Annotated in this window: 17 protein-coding genes; 9 read left to right on the forward strand and 8 right to left on the reverse strand. The window is 63.8% G+C overall.

Features of this window, described 5'->3' with window-relative positions; translation table 11 throughout:
* Window positions 1–67: 67 nt before the first annotated feature.
* The 6 genes from ACSUZJ_RS05220 to ACSUZJ_RS05245 all read right to left on the reverse strand — a co-directional run bounded on the left by ACSUZJ_RS05220 (window position 68) and on the right by ACSUZJ_RS05245 (window position 5,411).
* Window positions 68–904, reverse strand: a complete 837-nt coding sequence (locus ACSUZJ_RS05220; RefSeq protein ID WP_499413946.1) for an alpha/beta fold hydrolase — start codon at window positions 902–904, stop codon at window positions 68–70.
* A gap of 159 nt (window positions 905–1,063) precedes the next feature.
* Complete coding sequence (locus ACSUZJ_RS05225) at window positions 1,064–2,335, reverse strand: glucan 1,4-alpha-maltotetraohydrolase domain-containing protein (RefSeq protein WP_499413948.1); 1,272 nt, start codon at window positions 2,333–2,335, stop codon at window positions 1,064–1,066.
* A 210-nt stretch (window positions 2,336–2,545) separates the two neighbouring features.
* Window positions 2,546–2,707 carry a hypothetical protein gene (locus tag ACSUZJ_RS05230; protein ID WP_499413950.1) on the reverse strand — a complete coding sequence of 54 codons (162 nt, stop codon included), beginning with the start codon at window positions 2,705–2,707 and terminating at the stop codon, window positions 2,546–2,548.
* Between the two features lie 74 nt (window positions 2,708–2,781).
* Window positions 2,782–3,471, reverse strand: coding sequence for a hypothetical protein (locus tag ACSUZJ_RS05235; protein WP_499413952.1), 690 nt, complete (start codon window positions 3,469–3,471; stop codon window positions 2,782–2,784).
* A gap of 37 nt (window positions 3,472–3,508) precedes the next feature.
* On the reverse strand, window positions 3,509–4,738 hold the full coding sequence (locus tag ACSUZJ_RS05240; RefSeq protein ID WP_499413954.1) for an RES family NAD+ phosphorylase: 1,230 nt from the start codon (window positions 4,736–4,738) through the stop codon (window positions 3,509–3,511).
* Window positions 4,739–4,745: 7 nt separating this feature from the next.
* On the reverse strand, window positions 4,746–5,411 hold the full coding sequence (locus tag ACSUZJ_RS05245) for a hypothetical protein (protein WP_499413956.1): 666 nt from the start codon (window positions 5,409–5,411) through the stop codon (window positions 4,746–4,748).
* Window positions 5,412–5,586: 175 nt separating this feature from the next.
* On the opposite strand from ACSUZJ_RS05245, the gene ACSUZJ_RS05250 reads away from it, so the two are divergent.
* From ACSUZJ_RS05250 to ACSUZJ_RS05260, 3 genes are read left to right on the forward strand one after another with little or no spacing between them, the layout of a single operon-like run.
* Entirely contained in the window at window positions 5,587–6,078 is a 492-nt protein-coding gene (locus tag ACSUZJ_RS05250) for an Hcp family type VI secretion system effector (protein ID WP_499413958.1), read from the forward strand.
* A gap of 12 nt (window positions 6,079–6,090) precedes the next feature.
* The gene (locus tag ACSUZJ_RS05255) at window positions 6,091–6,513 is read left to right on the forward strand and encodes a hypothetical protein (protein ID WP_499413960.1); all 423 of its coding nucleotides are present in this window, start codon (window positions 6,091–6,093) and stop codon (window positions 6,511–6,513) included.
* Complete coding sequence (locus ACSUZJ_RS05260) at window positions 6,510–7,055, forward strand: hypothetical protein (protein ID WP_499413962.1); 546 nt, start codon at window positions 6,510–6,512, stop codon at window positions 7,053–7,055. The genes ACSUZJ_RS05255 and ACSUZJ_RS05260 overlap by 4 nt, the downstream gene beginning before the upstream one ends.
* A gap of 154 nt (window positions 7,056–7,209) precedes the next feature.
* Here ACSUZJ_RS05260 and ACSUZJ_RS05265 read toward each other — a convergent pair whose 3' ends face one another.
* Together ACSUZJ_RS05265 and ACSUZJ_RS05270 are read right to left on the reverse strand one after the other, a co-directional pair.
* A complete protein-coding gene (locus tag ACSUZJ_RS05265; protein ID WP_499413964.1) occupies window positions 7,210–8,055 on the reverse strand; it encodes a phytanoyl-CoA dioxygenase family protein in 846 nt (281 codons plus the stop codon).
* Between the two features lie 42 nt (window positions 8,056–8,097).
* Window positions 8,098–9,135 (reverse strand): M29 family metallopeptidase, encoded by a 1,038-nt coding sequence (locus ACSUZJ_RS05270; RefSeq protein WP_499413966.1) that lies wholly within the window; start codon window positions 9,133–9,135, stop codon window positions 8,098–8,100.
* A 211-nt stretch (window positions 9,136–9,346) separates the two neighbouring features.
* Between ACSUZJ_RS05270 and ACSUZJ_RS05275 the strand changes: the two genes are divergently transcribed.
* The 6 genes from ACSUZJ_RS05275 (at window position 9,347) to ACSUZJ_RS05300 (ending at window position 17,848) form a co-directional block, all read left to right on the forward strand.
* Window positions 9,347–10,840, forward strand: a complete 1,494-nt coding sequence (locus ACSUZJ_RS05275) for a hypothetical protein (RefSeq protein WP_499413968.1) — start codon at window positions 9,347–9,349, stop codon at window positions 10,838–10,840.
* Window positions 10,837–12,321, forward strand: a complete 1,485-nt coding sequence (locus ACSUZJ_RS05280; RefSeq protein ID WP_499413970.1) for a hypothetical protein — start codon at window positions 10,837–10,839, stop codon at window positions 12,319–12,321. Before ACSUZJ_RS05275 ends, ACSUZJ_RS05280 begins: the two co-directional genes overlap by 4 nt.
* Window positions 12,322–12,340: 19 nt before the next feature.
* On the forward strand, window positions 12,341–12,799 hold the full coding sequence (locus tag ACSUZJ_RS05285; RefSeq protein WP_499413972.1) for a hypothetical protein: 459 nt from the start codon (window positions 12,341–12,343) through the stop codon (window positions 12,797–12,799).
* Between the two features lie 18 nt (window positions 12,800–12,817).
* On the forward strand, window positions 12,818–16,432 hold the full coding sequence (locus tag ACSUZJ_RS05290; RefSeq protein WP_499413974.1) for a tubulin-like doman-containing protein: 3,615 nt from the start codon (window positions 12,818–12,820) through the stop codon (window positions 16,430–16,432).
* A gap of 75 nt (window positions 16,433–16,507) precedes the next feature.
* Window positions 16,508–17,404, forward strand: coding sequence for a hypothetical protein (locus tag ACSUZJ_RS05295; protein ID WP_499413976.1), 897 nt, complete (start codon window positions 16,508–16,510; stop codon window positions 17,402–17,404).
* Between the two features lie 75 nt (window positions 17,405–17,479).
* Entirely contained in the window at window positions 17,480–17,848 is a 369-nt protein-coding gene (locus ACSUZJ_RS05300) for a hypothetical protein (protein WP_499413978.1), read from the forward strand.
* Window positions 17,849–17,880 lie beyond the last annotated feature (32 nt).

Consider the following 17,880-nt stretch of genomic DNA (forward strand, 5'->3'; position numbering starts at 1 on the left):
TGAGGCTGGGCGGCCATACGGCAGGCTCCTCCGGAGGCGGCCAGCCCCCGGATGGGAGGCCGCGGGGCTATTGTGCGCGTTCGAGGGCCAGTATTTCGCGGATGGCGGCGCTGACGATCTCCGGGTGCGTCACCTGCATCTGGTGCGAGGCATCGGCCACCACGGTTTTCGCCTTCGGATACAGGCCACGCACGAAGGCGCGCGTGCCCTCGTCAAAATTGAAGGCGCCGAAGTCGACGGCGATCGCGGTCGAGGACAGCGGCCGGTTCACGAGCCGGATGATGGGCTTGTCGTCGATGGGCGGCAGCGCGGCGACCATTTCGCCGGTCTCGTGGATGCGGTCGATCTCGTCCCCCACGGTGCGCGAAAAGAACAGCCATTTGCCGGCGCGGGTGTAGAAGGGGAAGTCCGCGGACTTCTTGACCACGCGCGGATACAGCGCGTCGACCAGCACCAGGCCTTTCACTTCTTCCGGATAGCGCCGCGCGAACAGCTCCATGTACAGGCCGCCCAGCGAATGCCCGACCAGCACGTAGGGCGGCGCCAGTCCCTTGCGTTTCAGGGTAGTGCGCAGCTGCTCGACGATGGTGGCGCCGTCGCGCGGCGCATCGGTCGCCTCGCTGTTGGCGTAGCCGGGCCGGTTATAGGCGAACACGGTGGCATGCGGGCTGACGGCGTCGAGCACCTTGTCCCAGCCGTCCAGGGTGGCGCGCGAGCCGTTCTCGAAGAGGACGGTCGCCCTGGCGGCCGGGTTGCGGATGGTGAGCGATTCAACCTTGCGGCCGTCGATGATGTCGACCGTGGCCGCTTCGGCGGCGGCGTGGGCCGGGCCTGCGAATGCCAGGCAGGTGAGGAGCAGGAGGCGCAGGGCGGCTGCGTGCTTGCGGGTGGTCTCGTGTGGCATGGGAGCATGGATGTCGTTGAAAATGCCATGCTCCCATCCGCAAGCCGGCCTTGCCGGTGGATTGCGACGAAACGCCAGCCGGGGCGACGAATTGCAAGCGCGGGCAAGCGCGGGCAAGCGCAAGCCCATGCCAGGCCGCCCCGGCGCACATGCGCCCGCTTACTTCATCCAGACCGCGTAGTTGTTGCCCGAGGTCTGCAGCGTCCAGCCGGCGCCCGGGCTCCAGCTGTTCGGCCCGATCTTCATGGCCAGCTGGCGCGCACTGCCGGTGACGATCGCCGCGTACAGGCCTTGCGTGGCTTGCTGGATCGCGACCGGCGAAGTCGAATGCACGCCCGCCGCCTTGCGGGCCTTGATCAATGCCGCGATTTCCGTCTTCAGGTTCCAGTTGTAGATGTGCGGGTAGAAGACGGTCGGGATGCCCGGGTGGCTGAGGATGTAGGCGTAACCCTGCATCACCGCGCCGCAGGGCACGGGCCAGTGGTTCTGGCCGCTGCCGCAGGTTTCGGCCGGGCCGGTATCGTGGTTGTCGACGAAGGTGACGGCCATTGCCGGCCACCAGCCGACGGCACCCTGCGGCTTGCCGGACGAATCCTTCAGGCGCCAGTAATTCCCGTTCGCCAGCGCGTCGTTGAGCAGGCCCTTGGTCGTGAAGTCGAAGGCGCCGCAGCTGTTGCCGGTGCCGTTGATCCAGTCCATGATGCCCTGGCGATGGGCGTCGATGTTGTTCAGGTTCAGGTCGTTCCACAGCTCGCCGACGCAGAACTCGGCATTGAAGGCGTTCGCGTACTGGCCGACGTAGCTGGCGCCGAAGCCCTTCACGTAGTCGAAGCGCAGGCCGGAAAAGCCGACCGGCTTGATCGTGTAGTTGAGCCAGTTGATGATGCCGTTCTGGACCTCGCCCACGTTCTTGTGGTCGAGATCGCGGCCGCCGTTAAAGCCCGGGCCCGTGTCGGCATTGCCCAGCCCGCAGTTGCATTCGTCGTTGTTGACGATCGAGTAGGTGGTCCAGTTCGGATTGGTGAAGTCGGACCAGCCGGTGGTGCCAACCCGGTGGTTCACCACCACGTCGGCGATCGCCTTGATGCCGTTGTTGGTGAAGGCGCGCACCACGTTGGTCAGTTCGGCCGAGCTGCCGTAGCGCGAATTGAGGGAGTTGAGCTGGCGCGGCAGGTAGCCTTCGCTCGCCGCCGAATCCGACGGCGGCGGAAACCAGACGTGGGTTACACCCAGCGCTTTCAGGTCGGCGACGTTGTTGAGCACGGTGTTGTACCAGTTCGGGCTGGCGTAGCTGGATGACTTCCAGTGGAAGCCCTGCAACAGGATGGCCTGGCTGTTGCCGGACTGGGCTGCCGGGGTGGCGGCGTAGGCGCTGGACGTTGCGAGAAAGGCGCTTGCGAGCATGCTCGCCAGGATTGTTTTGTTTCTCATGTCTCCTCCTTGGGTGTTACGGGTTGGCTGTCGTTTGTTTCCTTCGGAAAATAGAAGTGCGGCGCCCGAGCGGCAGGCGTTCACGTAACCGTATTAAAACTACGGGTGTAGCCGCTGAGCCGTTCCGATTTTCGGAGCAGCTCAGGAGCATGTCAATCGAATTCGGGTGGTGCAATGTAGTTTTGCTACACGTCTCGATGGGAGATGAGATCAGTCGAACCCGCGCACCGGCAAGCTGGCATCGCGCTGGATCCAGTTACGTGACGAGTAGACGGTCCCCGCATCGGTCGCATGCAGCGTGAAGGCATGGCGCGACACCGGCGAACGGTTCGGCGCACTGAAGTGCGGGAGCAGGCCGGACGATCTTGACAATGTATTCTGCTTCTGCAGATACGCTGTCAGTCATTCAGCGCCAGTTGAGCCCGATACAAGGGTACTCGATGTCCTCATTGACAGACTGCCTTTGAAGGCGGAAGGGCACTCCCGGCGATGACATTACGTCTCGTAGGGAAGCTGAATGCACGCCTGTAGGAGAACTGGCGATTCTGTAATTCTGTCTCTAGCAGGTTGCACAGGACGCCACATAGGACGGCAAGACGCAAATGTTCATAGACGAACAACGAAGGGGCATCGAAAGACGCCTGATCGAACAGGTAGCGAGATTCAACGAAACCATTTCGATTGCGCTCCAGCAGCGCCACCAACGAGCGATCAATCTGTTTTGGCTCAGGTAGCTCTTCAATGGGTTGTCTGGGAGTGTGCGTAAGCTGGAAACGGAGGACGACAGTAGCAAACACAGCAGGATCGTCAGCCAAGCCCCGACGCTCCTCGTACCCGGCTTCAATATCCTTCCTAATGTCTTCTGGAAGAGCCCGGAATAACGCTAATAAGTCATGGTTGGCGGGGAATTGAACGCTAGCTCCTACAAGTAACGCCTTTAGATATAACTCAAGAGCAAGGATACGATTCGTTGCTGATGCCTGCCCCTCGGCCAATGGCGGGAACTGCGGATTCGGATCAGTCACATCCTCTGGCATCCGGTCGGTATAGAAGCAGGACAGCGCATAGAACGCGTTTGCAGATGTCAGCAGTTGCCATGGACTGAACTTTGCACCATCAAATGATCGCTTTGCCATATCGAAATCTCTATGATTGAGAAGCCCACATCATGCGTCACTCCCAAAGCGACGCTTGTACGTTCCGGTTAATTTCCCGATTTGTATAGGCTACTGCTTCAGTCTGATGAAAAGTCAAAGTGCCAGGAACATACGTCACAGGAAATTCGCGAGAATTTAGAAAAGGGTCCTTTCTAGCGAACAAAACAATATTTGTGCCCTTCTTGAATTGAGACGAACTAAATACGATACCGTCGAATCCTGGCTCATAAACATGTGCAAGGTATTCAGCCATAGTTTGTGTTATCAGGTAGTCCGCCTCTTTGCTCGGCATCACGGGCTGTGAAATAAGATAGTGGAGTTGACGTAGGAAATCTCGAGCATCGCACTTCTCTCTATACTTAGGATCGAAGTATGAACTCCATCCATCATCCAACGCACTTTCAAGGCGCTTGAAATCAAGAAGCCGAAGTTCTCTTGAAAAGCGCAAATCAATTACTGCGGAGGTTTGTCCAATGGCAGGGTGAAGTTCTGCAATTGCAGTTTCCTTCTCTGTTGCGCAATACAGTGCAACAACGCCTTCTGGACTCATCCGACCCGCTCTTGCTTTCTCTTTTGGAGTCGGACCAACTTCTTTAAATGGATTACTTTGTACTTTCTCAATCTCATTTGAATCTATGATGCGCCCTCTGTACACGGTAAAGCCTTCAGGTTCATTGCGCACAACTTTTCTGATGCTTACCGGCGACGTTTCAACAGCCATGATGTCATCAACACCATTGAAAATCCCATCGAAGAACTCCCGGACAGATTCACTGAAGAACCGTCTATTGTGCTTCAATTCCTCGACGATGTATTTCCAACGTGGGGTGAAGTAGTCAATGGGGTCGTCTTCAGGAATTTGAGCGTATGCGCCGCCGTGTTCAAAGAAGGGAATTTCCCCATTTCGTATGTCGCAGTCTTCGCCTTCGACAATTGCATCGACAAGCTCATCTCGGAAATCTATGTCGGCGTTCATCAGCCCCATGACTATTTCGCCAAGATCGAAGACCGTCGTAGGCTCCGCCTCCCTCTCGTCTCTGGTAGGTCTGTAAATGTCATCACTTGTCCAGAAATGCTGACTGATGATAGGAGCGATTAAGGCGGCCAATCGTTCAATCTCAAAACCTTTTGGTTTCTGACGATTGCAGTTAGAGCAGTGTCCCTCCGATCCTTCGATATAGACAACTCTGCTCAAATGCTTATTAGGGATGCAGGTACTACATATAAAAATCTTCTTTTTCGCCATGTGGGGCCTACTGAAATAAGTTGAACAGGCCCAGCCATACGGATAGGTTTGTAATCTCAACTGGAGCGCTAGCAAGTATCATCCCGATAACTAGCCAGATAACGCCAAAGTGCAGAGTTGCGAAATTGCCGACCAATGCATCTGTTAGCTTTGCTCCTAGTTGCTGGTTCTCACGACGTAAGTCCTTACCCAACTGTTTCAGATCGGCGGTTTGCTTTCGACCCTGCTCAGCAATGGCACCATGAATATTTCCAAGCTCCTTATCTAGGCTTCGAACGAACTGCTCTAAGTACGCTAAACGCGCCTCGACGGTTTGCGATTGCTGCCAAATGCTGATACGCCCTCCCGATATCGTCATTTCGCACCCCTCAACAATGAGCACATGTGCAGATACGGGAGGGCGGAATCCAAACGCGGATTTGATGCTATCCCAAGCCTTACGAAGGGACGGCCCGGCTCCATGCTCTTTGGCAGTGTGAGTTAAGTCCCACCACACTGTTGCGGTTCCCAGCAATTGAAGCGTCAAGGCCCATAGTCTTACATGGCTATCGTATTCAGGCCCGTTGGTTAGCGGAGGCTGATAGAAGAAAACGATGCCAACAGTAATGAGTGTCAAGGCAAGGTAACCCCATACACGCCAATGAGCGCGTAGGAATCGTGCGAAGCTAAGCATGCGACCTCCAAGAGTTCCAGCGGCACATTATCACATTACTAACACCTGTTGGCAATCCACCATACTGAAGCATCATTGTTGATCTGCCTTTCTTGACTCTGTGACCCCTGCCAACGTCCTCACGTTGGGGGCGAGTAAGAATCGTCCACTTGCTCAACCATTAACGGAGGAGAAATTGGCTATCGACGCATACTTGAGGATCGAGGGTATCAACGGCGAGTCGGAGGACTCGGCCCATAAGCAATGGATCGAGGTCAGTAATGTCCTCTACGCTGTCCACCAGCCGAGAGCGGGAACGGTATCGACTGCGGGCGGCTTAACCAGCGGTCGGGCTGAGCTTCACCCCATCACTTTCCAGAAGCTAGCGGACATCGCTTCCCCCGTTCTGCTCCAAACCTGCGCAGCCGGGAAGACGATTAGCAAGGCCGTCTTCGAGTTTATGCGCGCTGACAGCGACGGCAAGCCCATCCCGTACTTTCGGATTGAGCTCGAAAACCTGATGATTGCGAATGTCACCCCAGACAGCGGCGACGGCGGAATCATCCGTGAACGGGTTCACCTAGCGTATGCAAAGATCAAGTGGAGCTACACACGCCAGAGCATCCGGGGCGGGGCGCAAGGCAATACATCGGGCGGCTGGGATTGCAGCAGCAACAAAGTCTGTTAACAGGGGCCGATCATGTCTGCACCCTATGAAGGCGACGAGATGATTCTATGCCCCCTTGACATAATAGACTTCAAGCACACTTGTGCTGTCATTGTGTCGGGCGATGGCCCCAACTTCTGCGGCCATGCATTGCTCCACGTCGGCTCCTCGTGGTACTTCCACGTAGCAGGACGTAACAGCTTGCCCAAGTTCATGCACGAAGACGGCTACCAGCGGTATTTGAAAGAAACGGGAAAGCGCGAAATTCGACGCTGGATCGTCAAGCTGCCCAATCCTCAAGGCGCTCATCTGAAGTTGCACGAACTGATGAAGAAACAATGGCTGTGGTTGGTGCTTCCGAACAACTGCGCCTCGTTTGTAGAGGAAGTAATGCAGGCAGGCGGTAGCAAGGCAGGCATGTACTTCAACTGCCCTTCAGTGGAGCCTTTCGCATGAAAGCGCTCATCTCGCTTGGTGTCGCCTTCTTTGTGACCGTGCTTAACTTGCTAATAGGGCACCAACTTACCCCCGCCTTGAACGTGGAGATGGCGGGTGGCATTCTCTTCATGACGTTTATTAGCACGGCGTTCATCACATTCCTTGCCCTAAAGTACCGGCGAGGCCACACGGCGATGATTCGATTGATTCCAATCTCACTTGGGGTTGGAATGGTCGAATTCGCCTTTCTGTACGTGACCTGCGTTGTTCCCAGTCCTCGGGGGCTTGGAAGGGATGCGGCCATAGACATGGGTGTTTCCGCATTTCTCGCATCGGTAGTCACATTCTCTCTTCTCTTTTTGCCTACACCCCTCTCGGGTGAATGGCGTCGAGGGATCATATCGCTTAGCGTTGCATTCTTTGCGACCGTGGTGGTTGCGCTATCCGTCTTCGATAACGGAATGGCCTACAGAACATGGATGAGCATATCTGGTGGAGTGTTCGTGGGTGCGGCAGTCGTCACAGCTCTAGCACTAAGGCGATGGGGCCGCAGTCGCTAGTTCAGATACAGCAAGGGGCGCTAGATAGCGCCCTTTGTCTTAAAAAAAATCTTTCTTGAAGAGCCTGTCAAATTTATCCGTTGCCACGGTGACCACTCGATGGTGAGAGGTGAACGACATGGCCCCCATGACCACACCACCTGTTGCTGGGTGCTCAAGTCAGATCAAACCCGCGCACCGGCAGGCTGTCATCCCGCTGAATCCAGTTACGCGGCGAATAGGCGGTCCCCGCATCGGTCGCATGCAACGTGAAGGCATGGCGCGACACCGGCGAGCGGTTCGGCGCGCTGTAGTGTGGCAGCAGGCCGTGGAAGCAGACCAGGGTGCCGGCCGCGGCCTCGAGCGGGACGGCCGTGCTGTTGTCGGGCCAGGGCGTGGCGTCGAGCTTTTCCATCGTAATCCGGTCGCCGTCGCGGAGAAAGCGCTCGCGCAAGGGGCCGCGGTGCCCGCCCGGCTCGGCCCAGAGGCAGCCGTTTTCAATCGTCGCGTCTTCCAGCGCGAACCAGAAGGTGGTCACGCTGATCGGGGTGGAGTCGAAGAAGGTCGCGTCCTGGTGCCAGCGCACTTCGCCGCCGATGCCGGGCTGCTTGAAGATGTACATCGACTGCCAGACCTGCGGTTTCTCCAACCCGAGGTCGCGCGCGACGGCGGCCAGCTTCGGATCACGCGTGAAGCGCTCGAAGGTCGGGTCGAGGTCGTGCATGGCGTGGCCGATCTTGTTGATCGACAGCGCCTTCGCCTGGCGCAGCTGGCCATCGGGGCCGAAGGCTTCCTCTTCGAAGAAGCAGCGGATCGTGTTATCCGAGCCCAGGAACCATTCGTCGCTGGCGCCCGCCTGGTCGCGCGTGGTGAAGATGGCGCGCGATTCGGCCGGGTCGAAGGCGTCGACGATTTCCTCGGCGCGGCGGCGCAGCGCGGCGATCTCGCCCGGCGACTTGAAGTTGGGAAGGACGATGAAACCGTCGCGGTCGTACTGCGCGCGTTGTTCTGGAGTGAGCATATCGGGCCGGGCTGAAGTTGGATGTGCGAATTGTATCTGCGCTCAGACCGTCCAGGCTCCATCCGCATAGACCCGCTCCTCGCCGAGATACACCGCATCGGTCACCGCGAACACGTCGATGTGATACCGCGCATCCTTGCGCTTGAAGCCCGGCTTCGGGTACACGCCATGCTTGGCGCCCAGCGACAGGTGGATGCCGCACATGCGCTCGTAGGTGCCGATGTCGGCCACGCGGCGTTCGCGCGTGAAGGCGCGGTTCATGCCGAAGCCCAGCTCGCGCACCCAGACTTCGCCCTCGTCGGCGCGGATGATGTCGAGCATGTGCTGGAATTCCGGCGTCGCGTGCTCGGTGCCGACCACGCGGCCCTTTTCGACGATGATGGTCACCGGCGTCTCCGGATGGTTCGAGCGGTAGTTGGTGTCGCCGAACACGTGGATGCGCGCGCGGCCGTTCACCGCTTCCAGGTCGAGGGCCTCGGTGAAGACTTCGCCGATCGGGAACTGGCCGCCGACGTTGTGCATCTCGCTGTAATCGCCGATGTTCAGCTTGGCCGGCTCGAAGCCTGATGCGAATACCAGCTCGGCGCCGTCGCCGACCACGCGTCCGTGCGGCGCCGCGTCGATCCTCGCTTTCAATGCCCGGCCCACGCCGCGGAAGTAGCTTGGGTCGTAGGCCAGCGCCTCGATGTAGTGCTCGGCCTGCGCGCCCGGCATGCGCGACAGGTGCACGTGCTCGATCACCTTCAGCCCCAGCTTGAACAGCTCGACGCGGATGCGGAAGGCCTCCAGCCGGAAGTTGGTCGACTGCACCAGCACCACCAGGTCCTTCGCGTGCAAGCCGCGAAAGCGCGCCGGCACCTCCTCGGGGCGCACGCTGTCGAAGTCGACGAAGTCGGCGTCCGGCAGGTTGCGCCGGTAGGCCTCGACCAGGGCGCGCGACAGGCCGGTGCGCTCGTCGTACACCACCAGCGCGCGGTGCGCGGGACCGTGCTCGATGGCGATGCCGAGGATGGCGTGCAGGTGGCTGGTCGCCGCATCGATGGCGTGCGCGGGCAGGTCGGGCAGGGCGGGGGAATTCATGGCGTGCAGCGTGGGGCATGTCGGGCCCGTCATTATACGGTTCTGCGCCGAAGTTCCCTTGAACGGCCCGTATTTTGATGCTTGAGGTGCCACCTGGCGCTACCCGGCGAACGGCGCGCCATCGCGGCAATGGCGGCGTTATGATTTCGACAGCAAGGGCCGCTTTTGGGGCGGGCCGCTTGCGTCCTTTTTCATTCGACGGCGGAGCGCAATGGCATACAGATGGGAAACGCCATCCAGCGTCTGGCTGGAAGACGACAGGAGCGGGCAGTTCGCGCTCGAGACCACCGAAGGTCTCGGCCGCATCGACTGGCAGGCGCATGCGCGCGGCCGGCTGCTCGACGTCGCCCACCTGCTGGGCGCTTCCCTGCCCGCGTCCTGCGCGTGCGCGCCGATCTATCCGGAAGGCTTCGCTTTCTGTCCGACCTGCGGCCAGGCCCTGCACAAGCTGGCCGGGCACAGCCTGCGCCAGCCGGACTGGTGGGGAACGGCCGGCGACCAGGCCCTGCCGCGCCATGTGCCGCACGGCCTGCCTGTCACGTCGCTGCCCTTGGGCGACAGTTTGGAGGAGCGCCCGGCCATGCCCGCCATCGGCCGCGCCGAGCTGGCCATGCCGGTGCCGCCCAACGCGCATTGCGTGTTCGCCGCCTCCACCTGGGGCTTTCCCGAGCCGCGCCTGCTGGCGCTGGCCCCCGCGCGTGGCGTGCTGCAGTACTGGGACCCGCTGTCCCAGCTCTGGCACGTGATGACGGCCGAGGATACGGCCAGCGAGCTGCGCTTCACGCCCGGCCAGTACGGCTGGCTGCCGGCGCTTAATCCGGTGCGCGGCGAGGTCGGCATCGTGCCGACCGACACCGGTCTCGCTCGCCTCTGGATCAATCCGGTCAACGAAAGCTACCGTCTCGAACCGCTGTTCGCCGGCGCGCTGGCGGCGGCGCCGGGCGCGATGCGCCGCCATGTCGGCTGCCCCTTCGTTGCCGACGGTGTGCTCAAGCTGCTTGCCACCAGCGCCGACCTCGACCAGGGTGAGATCCTGGACTACACCGGTGCGCCCACGCGCGGCTGGACGCGCCCGATCGGCTACGACAACCGCCTGTTCTGGCTGCACGAAGAGGGCCAACTGGCCTGGCGCCCGGGCGAGGCGCCACGCTGGATGCCCTGGCCGGCCGGCTGGGCGCCCAGGCTCGACTTCGGCGGCCCGACCCAGAGCCGCGATGGACGCCTGTGGCAGATCGGTCACGATGGCCAGGCCTATTCCTTCCTCGAACTGGGTTCGGACCATCCCCAGCTCGAAGCCATCGACGGCGCGCGCCTCGGCTTTGCCAACCTGCTGTTCCGGCGCGGCCATCCGGTGCTGGACGAACCCTGGTCGGCCGAGCACGTCGAGGACGTGCACGAGGACGACACGCTGGTGCTGCCGCTGCTGCGCAGCTTCAACAACAACCGCAGCCAGCCCAGCGGCCTGGTGCTGCGCTTTCACAAGTACACCGGCCGCGCCGAGGAGGCGCTCGGTACAGGCACCATCGCGCGCACCATCGCGCGCACGACCATCGAGTGGATAGGCAAGCGCAATGTCATCCTCGACGAAGTCGCGCGCCTGACCCGGCCGCTCGAATGCGTGCCCTTCGTGTATGCCGGCGCGCTCTGGCTGCACCACCCGGACTGGAACCAGATGCGCGGCTGGCGCCTGGAAGAGCTGTCGTGAGGGGCGCGTTCAACCGGCTGCTCGCCATGCTGGCGCTGCTGTGCGCGGCCTGGCCGGCATTCGCCACGCCCCACGTCTTCCTGGTCCAGAACTCGGGCTGGATGGAGCCCTTCTACGCCGATCCGCAATCGCGCTTCAAGCCGCTCGTGACGGAACTCGCGCTGGCGGTGGCGCAGCCGGGCGACGCGCTGGTGCTGGCGGCCTTCAACCAGTCGCTGCCGGGCGCGCCCTCGCCGAAGGCGCTCATGTCGGCCAGGGTGGGCGAGGGAACACGCGCCCAGGCGACCAGGGCCCTGGCCGGTCTCGACACGGCGCGCAAGCCCGGCGGCGCCCTGGCCGACACCGACCTCGGCGAAGCCGTGAGTGCGGCGATCAGCCAGGCATTGGGAGGCAAGGACGGCATCGTCTGGCTGGTCACGAACAACCGCAACAGCCCGAACAACGACCAGGCCACGGCCCAGCGCAACCGCGAGTTCTACGAACTGATCCACCGCGGCGGGGCGATCCGCACGGCGCTGGCTTTCCCCTTGCGCATGCAGGTGCAGGGCCAGCATTACCGCGCCAACGGCCTGATGGTCTATGCCTTCGCCATCGGCCCGGCGGGGGCGCAGGCTTTGGACCGCCTGCTGGCCGGCGGCGGCATCGCGAAGATCATCACCGAGCCGCCGGCACGCCTGAAACCCCTGGACCGCGACACCGTGCGCCTGGTGCCGCGCAAGGTCGAGGACGCGCCGGGCGTGTCCTTCTCGATGGGGCCGGGCGGCGTGCTGCGCGCCGACGTGGCGTCCGGCGCCGTGTCGCCCTCGGCGAAGATCCGCTGGAACCTGGAAAACACGATGTACCCCTACACCATCCTCAGCGCCACCCTGAGCGCGCGCTCGAAGCTGGGAGGAGAGAACCGGCCGGTCACGCTGGCCAGCCGCCGCGCCAGCATGCTTGCGCCGGGCAAGCCGCAGCCGCTGGCTTCCACCCTGCAGCTGCCGGTGGCGCAGCTGCCGAGCCAGTGGTCGATGGCAGCGATCCGGTCCGCCGGCTCGGCTTACGTGCTGCCGGGGACCATCGAAGTGCACCTGGCCGACCAGAAGCTGGCGCTCTCGGGCGCTTTCCGCGAGCGCATGGCCGCGCTGTTCCCGGGCGACCCGCTGCCCGACATCTTCATCCCGCCGGCCCAGGTGCAGGCCTCGACCGCCGTGCTGCCGATCGAGGTGCGCGTGCACTACGGGATGGCGCCGCTGCTGGCCGTAGGCGGCGGTTTGCTGGCGCTGCTGGCGGCCGCCGGCGCCGCCGCCTACGCCTGGATGCGCCCGCGCCGCGCCTATGTAACGGTCGAGGACGAGCTGCGCACCATGCACGCGCGCACCGGCACCGATCAACCGATTTACGACAAGGCGGGCAATGAAGTCGCGCGCCTGAAGACCACCCTGTTCGGCCACCAGCTGACCGACCTGCGCGAAGGCGCGCAAGTCCGGCTGGGCCGCTGAATTAGAAAAGGAAAACCCCATGCAAGCCACCACCCCAGCACCAGGCAGCGGCCAGACCGATCCGGGCTTCAAGCTCCCCGAAGACAAGGCCGCGCCCGACGAAGCGCTGCCGAAGACCACGCCCGACACCGCCACCCATCCGGTGGAAGTCGTCCCGGCCGAGCCGGGCAGCCTGGCGCCCGCCACCGACACCTCGAACCGCGATCTCGCCATCGGCGCGGCGGTTTTCGTGGTCCTGCTGGTCGTCTACTTCTTCGTCCGTAACGCCTATGTGCACCACATGGTCGTGCGGCGCGTGTCGCCCTCGACGGCCGGCAGCGCCGGCTGGCTGCTGTTCGTCGGGCTGGCCTTCCTGTCGGCCGCGGCCGTGCTGGCGATCATCAACGCCAGCCGCTATCTCACCTGGGCGGTGACCGGGCCGCTGGTGGCGGTCGGCCTGGTGGCGCTGGTGGCTGCCCTTTTCATTGGCCGCCGCTGATTGACCAAGGACGAGACAATGGCAGACATTCCCACCCCAGCAAGCATCAACCGCAAGGCCGAACTGAAGGTCGACCTGCGCCCGACGCTCTTCATCGGCGCCGGCGGCACCGGCATGGAAGTCATGATGCGCATCCGCCGCCGCATCCTGTCGGCGGTCTGGAACCGCCAGCATCCGACCCGCGTGGAATCGATCGCCGACTTCCCGGTCGCGCGCTTCCTGCACTTCGACCTCGACAACAATGCCGTCATCGACGAGGGCAAGTCCCAGCGCACCGATCCCTGGTACGAACTGGTGCGCCTGACCGACGAGGAACGCCTGGTGGAGCCGCTCGACCTGCCGCAATACCACGAGTCCGACGACAGCCTGGCGCGCTTCCCGTTGATCGAAAGCTGGATGCCGCTGCGTCCGAAAAAACTGCGTTCGCTCGGCATCGACCCCTCGAAAGGGGCGGGCCAGATCCGCGCGGTGGCGCGCCTGTACCTGTTCGACAAATATCCGAAGCTGCGCGGGCGCATCAAGGGCGCGCTGAATTTCCTGAGCAGTAACGCCGGCATCGAGCGCAAGGAGAACTACCAGCGCCTCGGCCTGCAGGTCGATACCTCGAAGTTCCGCATCGTCGTCATCGCCTCGAACGCCGGCGGCACCGGCGCCGGCAGCGCCATCGACCTGGGCTGGATGGCGAAGGCGATCGCGCGCCAGGAAGTCTCGGACAGCCAGGTCGACCTGGTGATGTTCATGCCCTCGGGCTTTGCCAAGGCCAACAAGGAACGCACCGAGGCGAACGCCTACGCCACCATGATGGAGCTGGAAACGACCATGCGCGACATGAACGCGCGCGTGTCGTGGATGGAGCCGGACAGCATCCAGGGCCGCGGCGCGCCCTTCGACGACGTGTATTTCGTCGACACGGCGAACCTGGCGAACAAGGCGACCCAGGACGTGAAGGACGTCTACCAGATGGTGGCCGACACCCTGTTCGAGGATTTTGCATCGGCCGACTTCGCCAACCGCAAGCGCTCGGTCGCGGTCAACCAGCAGCAACACAAGCTCGGGCCCTACAACCCGCGCGTGCCGGAATCGCGCTTCGGCGACATGCGCCTGTCGTATTCGAAGGTCTATTCGGCCTTCGGACAGGCCGTGCTCGACACCCAGCAAAGCCTGCGCGAGGACATCCGCGCCTACGAGCTGGCGGCGCTGATGGTCAAGGAATTCTTCGGCCTGGTCGGACGCGACGGCGCCTTGGCGCGGCGCGCCGGCGACGCCGAGCGCGACAGCTTCATGCGCGAGCAGATGGAAATGCGCGAACGTCCCTTCAACGAATTCCCCGACTTCAAAAAGGGGACCGTGGACGTCACGCCCTTCCAGGAATACGCACTGACCGAGCAGCTCCTGATGGACAAGGACGGCCGCTCGCTGCTCGAGCGCGTGGAAAGCAAGGTGCAGCTCGAGGTCGACCGCATCATGGCCGGCTACGACATCAAGCTCTGGCGCGAAAAAGTGGCCGAGCTGCTGCCGCATCTCGAGCGCGACGCGATCCGCGAAGCCGGCGCCACCGCCGAGACCAGCGAGGACCGCATCAAGCGCCATACGGGCGAGTTGAGCGCACGCCTGAAGGCGCGCGTGCGCGAGCGCCTGTATGCGCTGCTCGACGACCGCAAGCAGGGCGGGCTGGAATTCGTGCTCTCTCTGCTGGAACAGGTCAAGGCGCGCCTGCTGCAGCGCGACCTCATCAACGCCGAGCGCAACGGCCGGCGCTACCGCGACATCCGCGACGCCCTGCGCACGCGCCAGGTCGAGGAGTCGCTGAACAACCTGGGCCAGGCGGCCGGCCGCCTGTTCGGCAAGGATGCCCAGGCGCGCGAAGTGATGGCCCACCTCAAGCGCGACATCGCCGACTACCTGCGCTTCCACCTGCTGGCCGTGGCCGCCGGCCAGTCGATCGAGGTCATGCGCACGATGTCGGCCTGGCTGGGCGATCCGCAATCGACGGACGAAGAGGGCAATGCGCAGTGGAGCGGGATCGCCGGCGAATTCCAGGAAGGGCGGCGCCACGTGCAGGAAATCCTGCGTGCGGTCGACCAGCGCATCAGCCAGTTGCGCGCCGATGCGCGCCACGAGCACGCCACCTACATCAAGCTGGCGAGCGAGGTGGCGCCAGCGCCGGTGCGGCTGACAAGCGACGTGAGCACGTGGAGCGAGGAAGTGCTGCTGGAATTCGGCGGCTCGGGCAAGCTGTTCCCGCAACTGGGCGACGAGCGCATGCGGGCCGATTTGCTGCTGAAACTGTTCCGTCGCGCCCAGACCCAGCTTTCCAGCACCGAGCTGGGCGCCGAGCCGGCCGATCCGCTGCTGGAACGCCTGAACGCCATGAGTCCGCAGGAACGCCAGCGTGTCTTCGCCGAATGGATCAGGAGCGCCATGCCCTGGGTGAACGCGCGTTTCTCGGCCGAGTTCACTCCGAATTCGGACCAATTCAAGTGTTTTATCGGAGTGGGTGATGTGGCCGCCTGGCGGCGCATGGAGCTTGAAATCCGCGCCGCCGTGCCGACCGGTTTCTTCCATGGCGACCTGGTCTCGATCGTCAACACCGGCATCCCGGGCCGCGCGGTCTGCTACATCGAATTGTCCGGCATCCCGATGACGGTGCTGCGCGGCTTGCCGACCTGGCGCGCTTCCTACCAGATCGAAAACCCGAAGATCCCGACCCATTTGCACTTCGATTCGACGCGCTTCCGGCATCCGATCTCGCCCTCGATGGACGAACTGAACCGCCTGGCCGACGACTACGAGTGGTTCCTGCAGGCGATCGCGCTGGGCGTCATCCGCCGGAAAGCCGACCTGGGCGACCGCGAGGCCAGCTTCCAGCCGCGCGGCCAGTACCTGTTCGAGGTCGAGCCGGGTTCCGGGGAGTGGCTGCAGATCGGCAACGAGTACGCGATCCGCTCGAATGGCCTGCCGCCTTACTACCGCGAGCAGGTGATCGCCGCCGTGCGCAGCCGCCAGGCGCAGCTGGGTCCCCACCAGTTGCTGCTGCTGGCCGCGCTGATGCGCCACTACCAGCTGCGGGTCTACGAGCCGCGCCTGGAAACCGACGAGACCGGCGCCCAGTTGCCGTCGCCGTCGCTGCCGAACATCACGGCGCGCCGGCTGTACGACGCCTGGTTCCGCCGCGCGGTGGCGCTCGATCCCTCGCTGTCGAACGCCTCGGTCGACGCCGCCCTGGCCATGCTGCCAGACTGGACCGAGACCGTGCCGGATTCCGCCTCGGACGCCTACAGCTGGGAAGTCGAGCGGCCGGTCGACAAGCGCGTGATCAAGCCCGAATTCCTGGCCAGCGACGCGCGCGCCGCCCAGGCGATCGAGCGCCGTGTCCAGCCCGCGGCGCCGGCGGCGACCAGCGGACCGCGTTATAAACTCTTCGTGCAGGGCGCCCAGCGCGGGCCTTTCGCCGTGGAGGAGATCGCGCGCCAGCTCACGCAGGGCGAGATCGACCTGGCCACGCGCGCCTGGAACATGGCGCAGGACCCGAAGTTCGGCAAGTGGCAAACCGTGGCCGACATCCCCGGACTCGACGCGCTGCGCGGACCGGCCATTCCCGATCCGGACGATGGCATTCCGGATCCGCAGTAGGAGTCGAGGGCTGTGCAGAACGAGACGCTCCACCGCTGTATCCAGCCGGCTTGCGCCCGCACCTGGCCGCGCCGCGTGAATTTCTGTCCCTACTGCGGCACGCAGCAGGGTGCGGGCGTGGAACGCGGCGACGCGGCGGCGCATCGCGTGCCGCCGGCGGTGCAGGATGCGGCGGTCCCAGCGGCTCCGGTAGCGCCGGCGGCGCCGGGCGCATCCGGCATCCCGCTCGGAAAGGCCGGACGCGAGGATGCCGCCGCGCCGCCGCGCGAGTCGGCGGCCACGGCGGCCGCTCCTGCCGCCGCCGCTGCGCTCGCCCAGGCGCAAGGCGCTGTGGGCGGGGCGGCTGCGGCGATGGGCAGGCCGTCCGGTCCGCCGGCCCCGGCCGCCGGGGCTCCTTCGGCGCCGCCGGCGAAGCCGCCGGTAATGCCGCCAGTAGCGCCGCCGGTAACGTCTGCTTCGTCGCCGCGCCCTGGCGTACGCGCCGGCATCGGTCCGCGCGCCACACCCGCCCCGGACGCGCCGCCGAAGCGCCAGCCGGTGCGCCTGCGCTGGTGGCTGCTCGCGCTGGCGCTGCTGTGGGTGGTCTGGCTGGTGGCGAACCCGGCCAAGCGGCGCATCGAGAAGCAGATGGACAAGGCGATCGCGCTGGCTACAGCCTGCAAGCCGCGCGAAGCACAGAGCGAACTGATTGCGCTGCGCTCGACCAAGGCCACGCCCGAGCAGTTGCAGAAAGTGCAGCAGGCGCTCAACGATGCGGCCGGCGCGTGCACGCGCAAGCGCCAGCGTGACAAGGCCTGGCGCGAGGCAAAGGCCGCGGTCGAGTCGGCGCTGGCCTCCTCATCCTTCGAGCGGGCGCGCACGCGGCTGCGCGCGTTCACCAGACGCTGGGGCGAGGACGCGGCGTCGCGCGACCTGAAGGCGAAGATCGACGCCCGCCAGCCCGAGCATCCGCGCGCCGACGAGGTGCGCTGATCCGGTTCCACCGGTGAGCCACGCAAATCTTCCACGGTGTATGCTGGCGGAAACAGGAGTTGACAGGGAGCGAACATGAAGACGACCAGGATGTTCGGTGCGCCGCTGCTGGTGGCAGTGCTGGCGGTGCTTGCCGCCTGCTCGCCGCGCGACGACGACGAATCCATGGGCCCGGCGCAAAAGGCCGGCAAGGCGATGGACGAGGCCGGCGACAAGGTGGCGCGCGAACTGCGCGCGCCGCTCGAAAAAGCCGACGAGGCCGCCAAGCGCGCGGTCGAACGCGCCGACGAGGCCAGGGACCGCCTGGTCGAGCGCACCGAGGAAGCGCGCGAGAAGATCAGGGATGCGACTGCCGAAGCCGAGCGCGGGCTGGAGAAGGCCAGCGCGAAGGTGGGCGAGAAGGTCGAGCGCGCGGGCGAGAAGATGCAGGAGGCGGCGAAGTAGGGTCTCGTAGGGTGGACACCTGTGTCCACGCG

Origin of the sequence: Telluria sp. B2 (assembly GCF_051789535.1) — a bacterium.
Taxonomy (GTDB): Bacteria; Pseudomonadota; Gammaproteobacteria; order Burkholderiales; family Burkholderiaceae_D; genus Telluria.

Excerpts from the sequence above, each read along its gene's own strand:
- ACSUZJ_RS05225 (WP_499413948.1), bottom strand. The coding sequence starts at position 2,335 with ATGAGAAACAAAACAATCCTGGCGAGCATGCTCGCAAGCGCCTTTCTC.
- ACSUZJ_RS05275 (WP_499413968.1), top strand. The coding sequence starts at position 9,347 with ATGGCATACAGATGGGAAACGCCATCCAGCGTCTGGCTGGAAGACGAC.
- ACSUZJ_RS05240 (WP_499413954.1), bottom strand. The coding sequence starts at position 4,738 with ATGGCGAAAAAGAAGATTTTTATATGTAGTACCTGCATCCCTAATAAG.
- ACSUZJ_RS05285 (WP_499413972.1), top strand. The coding sequence starts at position 12,341 with ATGCAAGCCACCACCCCAGCACCAGGCAGCGGCCAGACCGATCCGGGC.
- ACSUZJ_RS05290 (WP_499413974.1), top strand. The coding sequence starts at position 12,818 with ATGGCAGACATTCCCACCCCAGCAAGCATCAACCGCAAGGCCGAACTG.
- ACSUZJ_RS05220 (WP_499413946.1), bottom strand. The coding sequence starts at position 904 with ATGCCACACGAGACCACCCGCAAGCACGCAGCCGCCCTGCGCCTCCTG.
- ACSUZJ_RS05300 (WP_499413978.1), top strand. The coding sequence starts at position 17,480 with ATGAAGACGACCAGGATGTTCGGTGCGCCGCTGCTGGTGGCAGTGCTG.
- ACSUZJ_RS05255 (WP_499413960.1), top strand. The coding sequence starts at position 6,091 with ATGTCTGCACCCTATGAAGGCGACGAGATGATTCTATGCCCCCTTGAC.
- ACSUZJ_RS05260 (WP_499413962.1), top strand. The coding sequence starts at position 6,510 with ATGAAAGCGCTCATCTCGCTTGGTGTCGCCTTCTTTGTGACCGTGCTT.
- ACSUZJ_RS05265 (WP_499413964.1), bottom strand. The coding sequence starts at position 8,055 with ATGCTCACTCCAGAACAACGCGCGCAGTACGACCGCGACGGTTTCATC.
- ACSUZJ_RS05270 (WP_499413966.1), bottom strand. The coding sequence starts at position 9,135 with ATGAATTCCCCCGCCCTGCCCGACCTGCCCGCGCACGCCATCGATGCG.
- ACSUZJ_RS05235 (WP_499413952.1), bottom strand. The coding sequence starts at position 3,471 with ATGGCAAAGCGATCATTTGATGGTGCAAAGTTCAGTCCATGGCAACTG.
- ACSUZJ_RS05245 (WP_499413956.1), bottom strand. The coding sequence starts at position 5,411 with ATGCTTAGCTTCGCACGATTCCTACGCGCTCATTGGCGTGTATGGGGT.